The 15,190-nt window shown below is 44.7% G+C and carries 13 protein-coding genes and 1 riboswitch; of the genes, 1 reads left to right on the forward strand and 12 read right to left on the reverse strand.

The genetic code is table 11. The features are described 5' to 3' along the window. Window positions 1-18: 18 nt before the first annotated feature. Window positions 19-627, reverse strand: a complete 609-nt coding sequence (gene sdhC / locus NST79_RS14745; protein ID WP_212059295.1) for a succinate dehydrogenase cytochrome b558 subunit — start codon at window positions 625-627, stop codon at window positions 19-21. 292 nt (window positions 628-919) lie between these two features. On the opposite strand from sdhC, the gene NST79_RS14750 reads away from it, so the two are divergent. Then, window positions 920-1,366, forward strand: coding sequence for a YslB family protein (locus tag NST79_RS14750; RefSeq protein ID WP_003222508.1), 447 nt, complete (start codon window positions 920-922; stop codon window positions 1,364-1,366). Window positions 1,367-1,409: 43 nt separating this feature from the next. Here the strand turns inward: NST79_RS14750 and NST79_RS14755 are convergent, their stop codons facing one another. The 11 genes from NST79_RS14755 to NST79_RS14805 form a co-directional block, all read right to left on the reverse strand. Continuing rightward, window positions 1,410-2,636: an aspartate kinase gene (locus NST79_RS14755; RefSeq protein ID WP_212059297.1), complete on the reverse strand. Its 1,227-nt coding sequence runs from the start codon at window positions 2,634-2,636 to the stop codon at window positions 1,410-1,412. Window positions 2,637-2,761: 125 nt separating this feature from the next. After that, window positions 2,762-2,941: riboswitch (Lysine riboswitch) on the reverse strand. Between the two features lie 64 nt (window positions 2,942-3,005). After that, window positions 3,006-4,778 carry an excinuclease ABC subunit UvrC gene (gene uvrC / locus NST79_RS14760; protein WP_017696677.1) on the reverse strand — a complete coding sequence of 591 codons (1,773 nt, stop codon included), beginning with the start codon at window positions 4,776-4,778 and terminating at the stop codon, window positions 3,006-3,008. Window positions 4,779-4,913: 135 nt separating this feature from the next. Continuing rightward, window positions 4,914-5,228 carry a thioredoxin gene (gene trxA, locus NST79_RS14765; protein WP_003222500.1) on the reverse strand — a complete coding sequence of 105 codons (315 nt, stop codon included), beginning with the start codon at window positions 5,226-5,228 and terminating at the stop codon, window positions 4,914-4,916. Window positions 5,229-5,550: 322 nt separating this feature from the next. Continuing rightward, a complete protein-coding gene (gene abfB / locus NST79_RS14770; RefSeq protein ID WP_212059299.1) occupies window positions 5,551-7,038 on the reverse strand; it encodes an alpha-N-arabinofuranosidase in 1,488 nt (495 codons plus the stop codon). A gap of 214 nt (window positions 7,039-7,252) precedes the next feature. Beyond that, entirely contained in the window at window positions 7,253-8,230 is a 978-nt protein-coding gene (gene etfA, locus NST79_RS14775; protein ID WP_004398999.1) for an electron transfer flavoprotein subunit alpha, read from the reverse strand. Window positions 8,231-8,265: 35 nt separating this feature from the next. Further along, window positions 8,266-9,039, reverse strand: coding sequence for an electron transfer flavoprotein subunit beta (gene etfB, locus NST79_RS14780; RefSeq protein ID WP_014480500.1), 774 nt, complete (start codon window positions 9,037-9,039; stop codon window positions 8,266-8,268). Window positions 9,040-9,053: 14 nt separating this feature from the next. After that, window positions 9,054-9,830: an enoyl-CoA hydratase gene (locus NST79_RS14785; protein ID WP_212059301.1), complete on the reverse strand. Its 777-nt coding sequence runs from the start codon at window positions 9,828-9,830 to the stop codon at window positions 9,054-9,056. 14 nt (window positions 9,831-9,844) lie between these two features. Continuing rightward, window positions 9,845-10,429, reverse strand: a complete 585-nt coding sequence (gene fadR, locus NST79_RS14790; protein ID WP_003229547.1) for a fatty acid metabolism transcriptional regulator FadR — start codon at window positions 10,427-10,429, stop codon at window positions 9,845-9,847. 104 nt (window positions 10,430-10,533) lie between these two features. Further along, window positions 10,534-12,216, reverse strand: a complete 1,683-nt coding sequence (lcfA, locus tag NST79_RS14795; RefSeq protein ID WP_015251514.1) for a long-chain-fatty-acid--CoA ligase LcfA — start codon at window positions 12,214-12,216, stop codon at window positions 10,534-10,536. 188 nt (window positions 12,217-12,404) lie between these two features. Further along, window positions 12,405-12,809 carry a DUF350 domain-containing protein gene (locus NST79_RS14800; RefSeq protein WP_003237674.1) on the reverse strand — a complete coding sequence of 135 codons (405 nt, stop codon included), beginning with the start codon at window positions 12,807-12,809 and terminating at the stop codon, window positions 12,405-12,407. A gap of 14 nt (window positions 12,810-12,823) precedes the next feature. After that, entirely contained in the window at window positions 12,824-15,181 is a 2,358-nt protein-coding gene (locus NST79_RS14805; RefSeq protein ID WP_212059303.1) for an endonuclease MutS2, read from the reverse strand. Between the last annotated feature and the right edge of the window lie 9 nt (window positions 15,182-15,190).

Here is a 15,190-nt window from a genome sequence, read left to right on the forward strand (position 1 = left end):
TCTAGTAATCTAGTACTCTTAAACAAATGCAAAAATCGCTTTTAAGCCTACGTATGACAGTGCAACAAAAATAATCAGCGTAACGTATGTCGAAATTCTTTGAGAACGAGGCGTTACCGTGATGCCCCAAGTAACAGCGAAAGACCATAAACCGTTCGAGAAGTGGAAAATTGTTGATAAAACACCGACAATGTAAAAACCAAGCATAGCCGGAGAGCTCAAAATATTCGCCATCATGTCGAAATTGACCTCAGCGCCCATTTGTGCGGCAATGCGGGTTTCCCACACGTGCCAGCTGACAAAAATGAGGGTGATGATACCGGTTACACGCTGCAGGACGAATAGCCAGTTTCTCATGTAGCTGTATTGGCCTGCGTTATTTTTCGCAGTAAACGCTATGTACACACCATAAACTGCATGATAAATTAATGGTAAGAAGATAATAAAAATTTCCAAGGCATACCTGAAAGGCAGGCTATCCATAAAATAAGCAGCGCTATTGAATGCTTCAGCGCCCCTTGCGGCAAACTGGTTGACGACTAAATGCTGAATAAGAAAGATGCCGACCGGTATGACGCCAAGCAAGGAATGCAATCTTCGAAAATAAAACTCTCTGTTCCCAGACATTACTTTACCCCCTGTTTGATAAGTGCGAAATGTGCTAAATCTCTTCCCCCACTTCTTTCAATTGTAAGCACTTTATTAAGATTTATTGACAATTTCATTTTACTCCTCCCTCAAAAGGGCGTCAAGAAAACGCGTACATAAATTATAATTTTCCGAATTGATTAGTTGATTGAAAAATTTTATTTTATCAATATATATTTCTTGCTTAATTTTTCATAAGAATTACAGGATCATTCTGTAATCCTCCCCCCTGTTTAAGCTATAATATACGCAGGAGAGAGGGGAGACAGATATGAAGTCTAAATTTGAAGCATCTATTGACAACCTAAAAGAAATTGAAATGAACGCCTATGCCTACGAACTAATACGAGAGATCGTTCTCCCAGATATGCTTGGCCAAGATTACTCTTCCATGATGTATTGGGCAGGAAAACATCTCGCCCGTAAGTTTCCTCTTGAATCATGGGAGGAATTTCCGGCCTTCTTTGAAGAAGCGGGCTGGGGAACCCTCACCAACGTAAGCGCTAAAAAACAGGAGCTTGAATTTGAACTTGAAGGGCCGATCATTTCCAACCGGCTTAAACATCAGAAAGAACCTTGCTTTCAGCTGGAGGCTGGTTTTATCGCTGAACAAATTCAATTGATGAATGATCAGATTGCCGAATCATATGAACAAGTGAAAAAGAGAGCCGATAAAGTGGTTCTGACTGTGAAATGGGATATGAAAGACCCAGTGTAATCAAAAAGGCGGTGACTGCATAGTCCCGCCTTTTTGATTGTCATTACACAGCTGAAGGGTGTTTTGAAAGCTCAAATGCATCGTGAAGCGACTCGACTGCTTTCACCATGTCATTTTCGCTTACGACTGTTGACACTTTGATTTCAGATGTGCTGACCATTTTGATTAAAATGTTTTTTTGCGCCAGTACAGCAAACATTTCAGCCGCTACACCGGGATTTGAGACCATGCCGGATCCAACAATAGATACTTTAGCCAATTTGCTTTCTGTCTCGATTTTCTCAAATTCCAGCGCGTCTTTATACTCTTCAAGCACCGCAACGGTTTGGTCTGCATCTTCTGTTTTGACAGAGAAGGAAATTCCAGTCTTGTCCTCGGCCTGCGTTTGGATAATGATATCCACGTTTATGTTTCTTTTGGCAAGTGTTGTAAAAATAGTAGACAAAGTTGTCAGGCCGCTAGTCAGCCCGTAAATGGTTACTCTTGTGATTTGATCTTCAAATGCAATGCCTCTGACAATTAAATTCTGTTCCATGGATGATTCCTCCTCAATTAATGTTCCCGCTTCGGTTTCTGTACTTGAACGCACTTCTAACGGCACTTGGTAATTTTTCGCGAACTCAACTGCTCTCGGATGAAGAACACCGGCGCCTAAATTGGCAAGCTCAAGCATTTCATCGTATGAGATGCCCTCAAGTTTTCTCGCTGATTTCACATAGCGCGGATCGGTTGTAAACACGCCTGGCACGTCTGTGTATATGTCACATTTATCAGCTTTTAAAGCGGCAGCCAAAGCAACTGCTGTTGTATCTGAACCGCCCCGGCCCAATGTCGTAATTTCACAATCCTCTGACATGCCTTGGAATCCTGCAACAATGACAATTTTTCCTTTTTCAAGCTGGTCTGCTAAAACCGAAGTGTCGATATCTGTAATTCTGGCGTTTCCGTGAATGGCCTCCGTACGGATTCCCGCCTGCCAGCCAGTATAAGACACAGCGTCATAGCCTTTTTCCTGCAATGCCATTGAAAGGAGTGAAATCGTGACCTGCTCGCCTGTCGCCAGCAGCATATCCATTTCGCGTTTGCTCGGCTGGTCAGAAATAGCTTTTGCAAGGCTGACCAATTCGTCAGTGGATTTTCCCATTGCTGAAACGACGACAACGACTTGATGGCCTTTCTGTTTTTCTGCAATTGCGCGGTTTGCCGCATTTTGAATTTTTTCGACTGAGCCGACGGAAGTGCCTCCGAATTTTTGTACAATAAGACCCATGTATTACCACCCTTTACATTTTGGTTCGTGCGGGTGAGGAGAAAGAGCGCTTTGTCCACAATAAAAAAAGCAATGAGAGGAATACTCTCATTGCTTATCAATTAATCATCATAAATGATTATGAACAACGAGATAGCCCTCCAAGAAAATGATTTCTTGACAGCCTTACATTTATTCAATGCACGGCCAGCAAATAATACCGATGGGGTTTTATTTGCTTCGGCGACGCTCCCCTTTCAGCCTTTTTCACAGAATCCATCTTTCTCCAAAGGCATACTCTTGAAGTTCGCACCTCTATCTTCACCATATAACACGATCTAACTATGAAATTAGTTCACATTTTATCAGATCTTATTTAAAAGGACAACATTATTTTTGCAATTTGTCGTAAAGGAGCTGAGCCGCCGCTGTGGGAACACCGGCTTTTTTGATGTCCTCAAGGCTTGCTTCCTTCATTTTTTTAACGGAACCGAAATGCTTTAACAGCATTTTCTTTCTTTTCTCTCCGATACCCGGGATGTCGTCCAAAACGGATTGAAACGCGCTTTTTCCGCGGATTTGCCTGTGAAAACTGATTGCAAAACGGTGCACCTCGTCCTGAATGCGCTGCAGGAGGTAAAATTCCTGGCTGTTTCGTTCCAGATACACCACCTCCAGCGGATCACCGATCAGTAAATTTGAGGTTCTGTGTTTTTCATCTTTCGCTAAACCGGCGATCGGGATATCCAAGCCGAGTTCATTTTCAATGACATCCCTTGCTGCGTTGATCTGCCCTTTTCCTCCGTCAATGATGATCAGATCGGGCAGCGGCAGATTCTCACGAAGCACTCTCGTATAGCGTCTTCTGACAACCTCTCTCATAGAACCGTAATCATCCGGCCCTGTAACGGTTTTGATTTTATATTTGCGGTATTCCTTTTTGTATGGTTTGCCGTCGATAAACACAATCATCGCGGAAACCGGGTTTGTCCCCTGTATGTTTGAGTTATCAAACGCTTCAATTCTGTGCGGCGTATAAATATTTAATGCCTCACCTAGTTTCTGCACAGCCCCGATTGAACGCTCCTCGTCCCGTTCGATTAAAGAGAATTTTTCTTTCAATGCGATTTTCGCATTTTTATGGGCCAGCATGAGCAGTTCTTTTTTCGGGCCTTTCTTCGGCTGGTGAACGTTTGTTTCCAGCAGCTGCTCGATCATGGATTGATCTACGCTGTCTGGAACTAAAATCTCCTTCGGAAGGAAGTGGTTGTTTTTTGAATAGAACTGCCCGATGAACGTGAGGAACTCTTCATCTGCTTCCTGATAAAGCGGGAACATGCTGACATCGCGTTCAATGAGCTTCCCTTGGCGGATGAAAAAGACCTGCACGCACATCCAGCCCTTATCGTACGCGTACGCGAATACATCACGGTCGACTAGATCGTTCATCGTCATTTTTTGTTTTTCCATCGTTGATTCAATATGGGCAATTTGGTCACGAAGCTCTTTTGCTCGTTCAAACTCAAGATTCTCAGCAGCTTCATGCATTTTCTCTTCAAGCTCTTTTTTGACCTCATTATAGCCGCCCCTTAAGAAACGTGTAATGCTTTCAACCAGCTCTCTGTTCGTCTCTTCGGAAATATCCTTTACGCACGGAGCAAGACATTGGCCCAGATGATAATAAAGGCACACTCTGTCCGGGAGCTTGGAGCATTTTCTGAGAGGATACAGACGGTCGAGCAGTTTTTTTGTTTCCCTTGCTGCCTGTACATTCGGATACGGCCCGAAATAGCGCCCTTTGTCTTTTTTGACATTGCGGGTGACAATCAGCCTTGGGTGGCGTTCATGGGTGAGTTTTATGAAAGGATAGGTTTTGTCGTCTTTGAGCATGACGTTGTATTTCGGATCATGCTTTTTGATCAGATTCATTTCTAAAATAAGCGCTTCAAGATTGGAGGACGTCACGATATATTCAAAATCCTCGATTTCCGTCACAAGCCTTTGGGTTTTCGCGTCGTGAGAACCGGTGAAGTAGGAGCGCACTCTGTTTTTCAGCACTTTTGCTTTCCCTACGTAGATCACAGTCTGCTGCCGGTCCTTCATGAGATAACAACCCGGTTGATCGGGAAGGAGGGCGAGTTTTTCTTTCAGTTGTTTGTTCATATGTTACCCTTCCTTATGTTTAATCCTTTATATCCAGTTTAACACGAACGTTTGTTTTTCTCTATGGTTCACAATTGGCGAATAAAAAAAGCGATCCCTCAATCGGAATCGCTCTGGCATGTAAGCAGCGGAAAATTAAAGATGTTTGTTTACAAGCTCTTGAAGCGCTTCTTTTGGTTTGAAGCCGACTGAAGTTTCAACTACTTCGCCGTCTTTTAACACAAGAAGAGTCGGGATGCTCATAACGCCGTATTTTCCGGCAGTTTCTTGGTTTTCGTCTACATCGATTTTTACGATTTTCAGTTTGTCTCCCATTTCTTGATCCAATTCTTCAAGAACAGGTGCAATCATTTTACAAGGTCCGCACCAAGGAGCCCAGAAGTCTGCCAGTACGACGCCTTCGCTTGTTTCAGCTGAGAAAGATTGATCAGTTGCTTTTACGATAGCCATTATTGAATTCCTCCAATGTGAAATGATGATTTTTAGTATAGCATCTCCCATTCGTTCACGCTATTTTAATGCTTACAAATTATTTTTTCCTGATCACAGCCGGTTTACTCATTTTTATATGGTTGAATGGGATATGCTCTTTTTTTAAAACACAAATCTGATAATGGCCCCAATCACTACAATTGCCCCAATAATCATTAAAATGGTACGAAGCATAAGATCACATCTCCTCTTCACTGTCATGTACTTTACCATGCCCTGCCGGAGCTGTTTTAAAACCTGAAAAAGAGCGCCGGCATGAAGCTCCGGCGCTCTTGCGCGATTAAGAATCAGCACGCAGCGTAAGTAAGACGACTGACATTGGCGGGAGTTTTACTTTCAGTTTGTTTTTGCTGAGCGTGTATTGTCTGAAGGATTCCGGTTTGACATGATGAGGATCGTCAAACGTGTTATGCGCATTCATTTTTTCTGCCGTAAGAATGACTCCGGAATGGTCCGCTGCCTTGTGTAGGCCTCTCAGCTCGATTTCCGCCTCCGCTTTGTTTTGGTGATCGATGTTGCAAATAGTGATATTGATATCACCTTCAGCTTGTTTCGACGCTGAAATGCTGATTTGCGGAAGCGTTTCACCCTTCCATTCATAGTCGGCAGACATTGTCTCTGTTGCTAAAAGAGAAGCGTCCTGGTGCACCTTAAACATATTGAATACATGGTACGTCGGTGTCAAAAGCATCCGCTCGCCCTCAGTCAAAATCATCGCTTGTAGAACGTTTACTGTTTGGGCGATGTTGGCCATTTGCACCCGGCGGCAATGCTGATGGAAAATGTGGAAATGAGAAGCCGCCACCAGTGCATCACGAATGGTGTTTTGCTGATATAAGAAACCGGGATTCGTGCCTGGCTCGGGATCAAACCAAGTGCCCCATTCATCAATAATCAGCCCGACCCGCTGCTCCGGATCGTACCGGTCCATGATCGTGCCGTGTTTTTGAATCAATTCATCGATGTATTTGGCTTTTTTCATCGTAATAAACCACTCATCTTCCGTGAATTCTGTGGCTGATCCTTTGCCCTTCCAGAAATCCCCCGGAATCGTGTAATAATGAAGACTCAACCCGTCCATCAGGCCAGCGGCTTTTTTCATAAGCACGTCCGTCCAATTAAAATCATCCACATTTGCTCCGCCTGCAATTTTATAAATTTCATTCCCGCTGTAATTGCGGACATAAGTCTGAAAACGCCGGTACAGATCTGCGTAGTATTCGGGATGCATGTTGCCGCCGCAGCCCCAGTTTTCATTGCCCACGCCGAAATATTTCAGCTTCCAAGGCTCTTCTCTTCCATTTTGTTTTCTCCAGTCTGACATCGGCGTGCCTTCTTCAAATGTCATATACTCAATCCACTCCGACATTTCCTGAACGGTTCCGCTTCCGACATTGCCGCAAATATATGGCTCGCATTCAAGCAGCTCGCAAAGCATCATAAATTCATGCGTTCCGAATTCATTTGATTCAATTGTACCGCCCCAGTGAGTGTTCAGCATTGTCTTACGGTCACCGACACCGTTTGCCCAATGGTATTCGTCCGCAAAACACCCGCCCGGCCACCTGAGGACAGGAATGTGCAGCTGTTTGAGCGCCTCCAGCACGTCCTTTCGTATCCCGTTGATATTGGGGATGTCTGAGTCCGTTCCGACCCAGATCCCCTCATAAATCCCTCTTCCTAAATGCTCAGCAAAATGACCGTATATATTTTTGTTAATGGTTCCTTTTACGATATCTGTTTGAATCACTGCTTGATGTTCAGACATGCCTCTGATCATTCCTTTCATACGGATATGAAAAGCACCACAGTCAAATATGTGATCTGTCTTTTGCCTGAGGAGTCAGCATGAATGTAAGCGCTTTTAAAGTAACCATATTATATATGTTCGTACATGTCAACGACATTTTCTATCTCATTTATATTTGTACGTATGTATTTACAAATATAAAAACCCGGACTTTTAAAGTCCGGGATTTCCTTTATGAGTGTATATTCAACTGTTTGAATTCCTCAGTTAATAACGGGACAACTTCAAATAAATCACCGACGATGCCGTAATCCGCTATTTTAAAGATATCGGCTTCGGGATCTTTATTGATGGCGACGATCACCTTGCTGTTTGACATGCCGGCCAAATGCTGGATGGCACCGGAAATGCCGCATGCAATGTACAAATCCGGAGTAACGACTTTCCCGGTCTGCCCGATTTGGAGAGCATAATCGCAATAATCAGCGTCACATGCCCCGCGAGAAGCCCCGACTGCGGCCCCTAGCACCTCTGCAAGCTCCTGCAGAGGCTGAAATCCCTCCTTGCTTTTGACTCCTCGGCCGCCCGCAACGATAATTTTTGCTTCGGAGAGATCAACGCCGTCAGCTGTTTTTTTCACGACCTCTTGGATAACAGTGCGGAGGTCAGTAAGAGAAACATCAATGCTTTCGATGCTCCCCGATCTGCTGGTGTCTTTTTCTGAAGCTTGAATGTTATTGGGGCGAATTGTTGCAAAGATCATCGGATCGGTTGAAATGACGCGTTCAAAAGCTTTCCCCGAGTAAATCGGCCGTGTGAACACAACATTCCCTCCGGTAACGCTTACATCTATAGCATCAGAAATTAAGCCTGTTTGCAGCCGGGCAGCAAGCTTCGGTGAAAGATCCTTGCCCATTGCCGTATGCCCGAAGATGACTGAATCAGGATTTTCTTGCTCGATAACACCTCTCATGACTTGGCTGTACCCGTCTGCCGTGTATGTTTTCAGCTTCGGGTCCTCAGCGGTAAGAACTTTATCTGCTCCGTAATGAATAAGCTCTTGTGCAATGCTTTGTACATTTTCACCGATGAGAACACCGATGACTTCCCCATCTCCTGAAATGGTTCTTCCTGCAGCTATTGCTTCAAAGGTGACATTTCGCAATTCCCCATCGCGTATTTCTCCAAGCACGATCACTTTTTTTCCCATTCTAACATCCCCCTGTTTCTTTGAATGTCCAAGTTTTAAATGACTTTAGCTTCGCTGCGGAGCAATGAAACAAGCTCTTTTGCCTGTTCAGCAGGCTCACCTTGGAGAAGCTTCCCGGCTTCTTTTTTCGGCGGCAGAAAACGTTCAATGGTTTTCAGCTTTGGTTCAGCATCCTCTTCGTCCAGATCAAGATCATCAAGTTCAAGCTCTTCAAGCGGCTTTTTCTTAGCCTTCATAATTCCCGGAAGCGATGGATAGCGCGGCTCGTTTAAGCCCTGCTGAGCTGTGACAAGCAATGGGAGCGTCGTTTTGATTTTTTCAACATCCCCTTCGACGTCCCTTTCTGCTTCTGCATCAGTGCCGTTGATTTCGAGTTTGGTGATCGTAGTGATACACGGAATGTCCAGTAGCTCGGCAAGCCGAGGCGCCACTTGTCCTGATCCTCCGTCAATGGCAACATTTCCGCCGAGAATCAAATCAAACTCCTGATCCTTCATATAGTGGTATAAAACTTGAGAAATGGAATATTGGTCGGGTTCTTCAAGATCATCTTCTATGTTGATTAAAACAGCTTGGTCACAACCCATGGCAAGCGCCGTACGCAATTCTTTCTCCGCTTCTTCACCGCCGACCGTGACAGCGGTGATCGTGCCGCCATGCTTTTCCTTCAGCTGGATGGCTTCTTCTATCGCGTACTCATCATATGGATTAATGATCCATTCCGCTCCGTCATCCTGAATCTTTCCTGTTTCAATGACGATTTTTTCTTCTGTGTCAAACGTCCGTTTCATCAGTACAAATAGATTCATGATCATATCCCCTTTTATTCGCCTTTGAACTGAGGCTTTCTTTTTTCGAGAAATGCCTGGATGCCTTCCTTGGCGTCCTCTGACTCAAATGCTTCCCCAAATCGCTTTGCTTCAAGCTTTAAGCTGCCTTCATAGGAATACACCTTGTTGGAATAAAGAAGTTCAAGCAAAGATGCCAGCGTTTGCGGGCTTTTCTCTGCAAACTTAGCGGCAAGTGCTTTTGCTTTTTCAATCACTTCTGCCTCATCTTTCGCTCCAATTGAGACAAGTCCGAGATCAAGCGCTTCTTTTCCGGATATCGGTTCTCCTGATCCGATGAGCTCCAGTGCTTTGGCTGTACCGACATATCTCGGAAGGCGCTGTGTCCCCGCAAAACCTGGAATGATACCGAGATTAAGCTCCGGGAGCCCCAGCTTAGCATCTTCTGCCGCGATTCTGATGTGACAGGCCATTGCAAGCTCCAGCCCGCCTCCGAGAGCATCGCCGTGAATCGCTGCGATAATCGGTTTTGGAAAACTTTCGATTCTCTCCATTAACTGCTGGCCGCGCTCAGCGAGCAATGAGGAATCCTCATTGCCTTTAAGCGATGTAAATTCTTTAATATCAGCGCCGGCTGAGAAAAATCTTCCCTCGCCGTGAATGATAATGCTTCGTACGCCTGCATCTTTCTCACATTGATCAAGACAGGAAGACAGCTCTTCTAATATCCGGCTTGAAAGCGCGTTTGCCGGCGGATTGTGAATCGTCAAGACTGCCACAAATTGATCAACCGCAAGTGAAATTGCATTCATAGGACAGAACTCCTTTACTTATTGTGAATTCCGGATACCAATAATTCTAAAACGCTGTTTGAAAGCGCAACGAGATCGTACTTTTGGTCATTCATCACCCAAGTTGTCACAGTTTCGTCAATCGTTCCAAAAATCATCTGCCGGGCGAGGCGGACATCGAGGCCTTCTTTTATTTCGCCTGATTGTATACCTTCCGTCAAAATGCCATCCAAAATATTTAAGTAGCCTTTTAATATTTCGTTGATTTTTTGGCGCAGCTCCAAGTTGGATTGGCGGAGCTCAAGCTGCGTGACAATGGCGAGATTATGGTCACCCGCTAAAAGGGAAAAATGCTTTGAAATCACAAGCGCCAATTTCTCTTTCGCTGTTGCTTTTTCTTTAATGTCCTCTTCCATCCGCTCAATAAATTGACCCATTTTTTCTTTGAAAAGAGAAATTAAAATATCTTCTTTGTTTTTAAAATAGAGATAGATGGTGCCGTCCGCTACCCCGGCTTGTTTGGCAATTTTGGATACCTGTGACTGGTGGTAGCCGTTTTCTGCAATGACTTCTACTGCTGCATCAATAATCTGCATATACTTTGGCCGTTTTTGCTTCAATGTTCATCGTTCCTTCCTATAGAAATGAATGACTATTCATTCATAATTTCATGATAAGAAGGATTTTCAGGTTTGTCAAGTTTATTCATAGGCGTTCTCTTTTTTTATTTGATATGATGATTTTCGGTTTCTTCTTCAAGTAAACGCCTTCTTAAAATTTTTCCCACCGCCGTTTTCGGCAACTCCTTTCTGAACTCATAGGCTTTGGGCACCTTATAGGGAGCTAGACGTGATCTCGCAAAAGCGTCCAGTTCTTCTGTATCGGCTTTTGCGCCTTTCTTTAATACGACAAATGCTTTTACTGTTTCTCCCCTGTAGGAATCGGGAACGCCTGCGACAACAATTTCCTGGATGGCTTCATGTTCATAAAGCGCTTCTTCTACCTCACGCGGGTAAATATTGTAACCGCCGGCAATGATGATATCCTTCTTCCTGTCAGCAATATAGAAAAAGCCTTCTTCATCCATATAGCCCATGTCCCCGGTGAACAGCCAGCCATCTCTCAGCACTGCGGCGGTTTCCTCTGGTTTATTCCAGTATCCTTTCATGACTTGCGGACCTTTTACAATGATTTCTCCATGCTCATACGGAGCGGCAAGCTCACCCGTCTCTTCAGAATAGATCGCAGCGTCCGTACTCGGCCAAGGACAGCCGATACTGCCCGGCTTGTTTTTTCCCCAGATAAAGTTGGCGTGCGTCACTGGGGATGCCTCAGACAAACCATAGCCTTCCACAAGCTTTCCGCCAGTCACCTTTTCAAATTTCTGCTTTACCTCCACGGGGAGCGCGGCTGATCCGCTAAGACAGCTTTTAATGGATGACAGATCATAATGCTGCAATTCAGGGTGATGCAAAAGGCCAATGTAAATTGTCGGTGCGCCAGGAAAGAGCGTCGGTTTGTGTTTGTCGATGATTTTCAGTGTTTCGAGCGGATCAAACTTAGGAAGAAGAATCATTTCGAAGCCTAGTTTAATCGAATAGTTCATGACTGCCGTCAGTCCGTAGACATGAAAAAATGGAACGATGCCCAGCACTTTTTCAGCGCCTTCTTTCACGTCATACATCCAAGCGGCGCACATTTCAGTATTTGCCAAAATATTTTGGTGCGTGAGCATGACCCCTTTTGGAGCTCCGGTTGTTCCTCCGGTATACTGGAGGACAGCGATATCATGCTCAGGATCGATCTTCGGGATTGTCAGGAGTTCAGTTTTTTCCTGCTTCATACTGGAAGCGAACGTGTGAATGTTAGCTGTTTTGTCAAAGTCGATATGCACTTTTTGTTTTTGCGTCAGCGGGTAAAGAATATTTTTCGGAAAAGGCAAATAGTCTTTTACGCTGGTTATCAAAATCTGGTCAACTATTGATAGCGTTTTCATTTTTATTGCCTTCGGGAAAAGCAAATCTAAGGTGATGATTACACTTACCTGAGCATCTCTAAGCTGGTATTCAAGCTCATGCTCGGTATAAAGCGGATTCGTCTGCACCACGATGCCACCGGCAAACAAGACGCCATAATAAGAAATCACTGTTTGCGGGCAATTGGGCAGCATAACAGCCACTCTGTCTCCTTTTTGCAGGCCATTGCACTGCAAAAAAGCTGCAAGTTTAAGAGCATCCGTCAGAATGTCATGAAAGGTGAGTTTTTTTCCATAAAACGATATTGCGGTTTTATCAGGAAATCGTGCGGCGGAGTCTGTCAGGATGGATTGCAGGGTTTTATTCGGCAACGGAAGCTCATGCGGGATATCGTTGGGATACTCGGCAAGCCACGGCTTTTGAGACTGCATAAAACCTCCCCTTTCGATTTTAGAGATCCACCTTATCATTATAGCAGATGGACGGCAAAAAAAAGAAAAAGAAAGGTAAATCTTTCTTTTTCTCATAATATGAACAGATATATAAGACCAATTAACAAAAAGATTCCCGCCGCGGCGAGCAGTATTTTCGCAAGCTTTTCCATTTATTCTCCGTCCCCTTATATTCCGGCTGCCACCACAAAAGAAAGCCCGACAGAAATGACAAATGAAATAAAGCCGACAGCCCGGTTATCATTTTCGATTTCCTGATCAATTTTAAACCGCGGAGTCAAAAACTCAAAAATAAAGTAGCTGATCAGAAGCATAACAAACCCGTAAACGCCCCAGCCGATCATTTGCAGCAGCGAATTGTGCTGGGAGATGGAATGCTGAAATACGTTTGCGATTCCCAAAATTTTTCCGCCGGTCGCCATTGCCACCGCAAGATTTCCTTTTTGAATCTCTTCCCAGTTTTTATAAGCCGTCACCAGCTCAAACACAGTCAAAAAGAGGACGAGGCAGAGAACCGCGACACTGTAATATGCCGCGATTTCCACAAGCTCGTTTTCCCAAAAATCACTCATGGCCATACTCCCTTTTATTTTAGTTCAACAACCGTAACGCCTGATCCTCCCTCACCTGCTTCACCGAAACGGGAACTTTTGACGCTGCGGTGGTTTTTCAGAAGATCCTGTACGCCTTTTCTTAAAGCGCCGGTTCCTTTTCCGTGGATGATTGACACTCTTGGATATCCGGCTAACACCGCATCATCCAAGTATTTTTCAACCCGGCTGAGGGCATTTTCATAGCGTTCGCCGCGAAGATCAAGTTCAAGCGATACGTGATAGTCCTTTCCTTTGACCGCTGTAATCATTTTTTCTTTTTTTGGCTCCGGAGCTGATTTGATAAACTCCAGATCTTTTTCTTTTACTTTCATCTTTAAAATACCGATTTGAACGTTCCATTCATTGCCGCCTGTTTTTTCGAGCAATGTTCCTTTTTGCCCGAAAGTGAGGACTTTCACCTCGTCGCCAGGCTTAAAGTCGCGTTTTTGCGTTTTCGGCTTTTCCGGTTTCTTGGACTTTTCAAAAGCAGGCATAGCGCCTTCTAACCGTTTCTTCGCGTTAATCAGCTCGTGATCCTTGAAGGATTTGTGTTCTTCTTTTATGGTGCGCAATTCATGAATAATGTCCTCGGCTTCTTTCATTGCCGCTTTTACTTTTTCAGCAGCCTGCTGTTCTGCCTCTTCAAGCATTTTGTCTTTTTTGCTGTTAAGCTCGATGATTTGCTGCTGCAGCTCTTTATGCAGTTTTTCCGCTTCTTTTCTGATTAATTCTGTCTCAGAAAGCTCTTCTTCCGCACGTTTTTTGCTTTGTTCCAGCGACGCAATCATCGTATCGACTTCGTTATGCTCGGCCGTCATTTCTGACTTCGCCTGCCCGATGATATGGTCCGGGAGCCCGAGGCGTTTTGAAATTTCGAAAGCATTGCTTCGACCCGGCACACCAATTAAAAGTTTATAGGTCGGTGACAGCGTTTCGATGTCAAATTCAACGCTGGCATTCATGACGCCTTCTCTGTTATAGCCGTACGCCTTCAATTCCGGATAATGCGTCGTAGCTAACACTCGTGCATTGGTGCGATGCACGTCATCCAAGATGCTCATGGCGAGGGCCGCCCCCTCCTGCGGATCTGTCCCTGCACCAAGTTCATCGAAAAGCACAAGGCTGTTTTCATTGACCTGTTCTAAAATGCCGACAATATTCACCATATGGGATGAGAACGTACTTAAACTTTGCTCAATCGACTGTTCATCACCGATATCAGCGAATACGTGCTCAAATACTGCCGCTTCTGACCCTTCATCTGCCGGGATATGAAGACCTGACTGCGCCATTAAGGTTAGCAGGCCTAACGTTTTAAGGGTGACTGTTTTCCCCCCGGTGTTTGGCCCTGTGATGACAATGGTTGAAAAATCGCGGCCAAGCTCGATGTCATTGGCAACAACCTGATCAGGCGGAAGCAATGGATGGCGGGCTTTTTTCAAACGGATAAAGCCGGTGTCGTTCATAATCGGTTTTGTCGCTTTAACCGCTTTTGCATATCTAGCTTTTGCAAAAATAAAGTCAAGCGTCTGCAGCACTTGCAAATCTAGAAATAGCTCCTCTGTATACTCTGCCGTTTTCTCTGTCAGCACACGCAAAATCCGTTCAATTTCTTGCTTTTCTTTCACTTTCGCCTGCTGAAGGGAATTGTTCATATCTACAATCGCCTGCGGTTCAATGAATAGTGTCGCACCAGAGGATGAGGTGTCGTGCACAATTCCTCCATAGCTGGATCTGTACTCCTGTTTGACCGGGATCACAAAGCGGTCATTCCGAATCGTAACAATCGTATCAGACAGCATTTTCGATGCGGAAGAGGAACGCAGCATCGACTCTAACCGGTCTCTGACTCTTGATTCGAGTGTTCTGAGCTGTGTGCGGATTCCTCTTAATGTTTCCGATGCATGATCAAGCACTTCTCCGTGATCATCAATGCAGGAATTAATGTCCCGCTCTAAATCGGACAGCGTGATAAGCTGTTCAGCATGCTGATGGATCAGCGGAATGTCGACACCGTCTTCAGCCATTTGCGTGATAAAATGTTTCATTTGTTTAACTGCATAAAGCAGGCCTGAGATTTCAGTGAATTCAGAAGGACTGAGAACGCTGCCGATTTCCGCCCGTCTTAACGCTCCTCTGATATCTACAAGGCCGCCAAATGGCGCTTGGCCTCTCAGCCGGATAATGTCAGAAGCTTCGTCTACTTCATCCAGCTGTTTTTTGATTTCGTCTATAGAAGCAGAAGGCTTAAGCTCGAGAAGCATTTCTTTTCCGAGCGATGAAGCGGCATGCCCAATAACCTGTTCTTTCACTTTATGAAATTCAAGAGCTGATAATACTTTTTGCTGCACGATTGTGTG

This window comes from Bacillus sp. PS196 (genome assembly GCF_037963555.1).
Classification (GTDB): domain Bacteria; phylum Bacillota; class Bacilli; order Bacillales; family Bacillaceae; genus Bacillus; species Bacillus subtilis.

What these genes read in the sequence shown, in the direction of transcription:
- sdhC (WP_212059295.1), bottom strand. Translation starts at nt 627, where the DNA reads ATGTCTGGGAACAGAGAGTTTTATTTTCGAAGATTGCATTCCTTGCTT.
- NST79_RS14750 (WP_003222508.1), top strand. Translation starts at nt 920, where the DNA reads ATGAAGTCTAAATTTGAAGCATCTATTGACAACCTAAAAGAAATTGAA.
- NST79_RS14755 (WP_212059297.1), bottom strand. Translation starts at nt 2,636, where the DNA reads ATGGGTCTTATTGTACAAAAATTCGGAGGCACTTCCGTCGGCTCAGTC.
- uvrC (WP_017696677.1), bottom strand. Translation starts at nt 4,778, where the DNA reads ATGAACAAACAACTGAAAGAAAAACTCGCCCTCCTTCCCGATCAACCG.
- trxA (WP_003222500.1), bottom strand. Translation starts at nt 5,228, where the DNA reads ATGGCTATCGTAAAAGCAACTGATCAATCTTTCTCAGCTGAAACAAGC.
- abfB (WP_212059299.1), bottom strand. Translation starts at nt 7,038, where the DNA reads ATGTCTGAACATCAAGCAGTGATTCAAACAGATATCGTAAAAGGAACC.
- etfA (WP_004398999.1), bottom strand. Translation starts at nt 8,230, where the DNA reads ATGGGAAAAAAAGTGATCGTGCTTGGAGAAATACGCGATGGGGAATTG.
- etfB (WP_014480500.1), bottom strand. Translation starts at nt 9,039, where the DNA reads ATGAATCTATTTGTACTGATGAAACGGACGTTTGACACAGAAGAAAAA.
- NST79_RS14785 (WP_212059301.1), bottom strand. Translation starts at nt 9,830, where the DNA reads ATGAATGCAATTTCACTTGCGGTTGATCAATTTGTGGCAGTCTTGACG.
- lcfA (WP_015251514.1), bottom strand. Translation starts at nt 12,216, where the DNA reads ATGCAGTCTCAAAAGCCGTGGCTTGCCGAGTATCCCAACGATATCCCG.
- NST79_RS14800 (WP_003237674.1), bottom strand. Translation starts at nt 12,809, where the DNA reads ATGAGTGATTTTTGGGAAAACGAGCTTGTGGAAATCGCGGCATATTAC.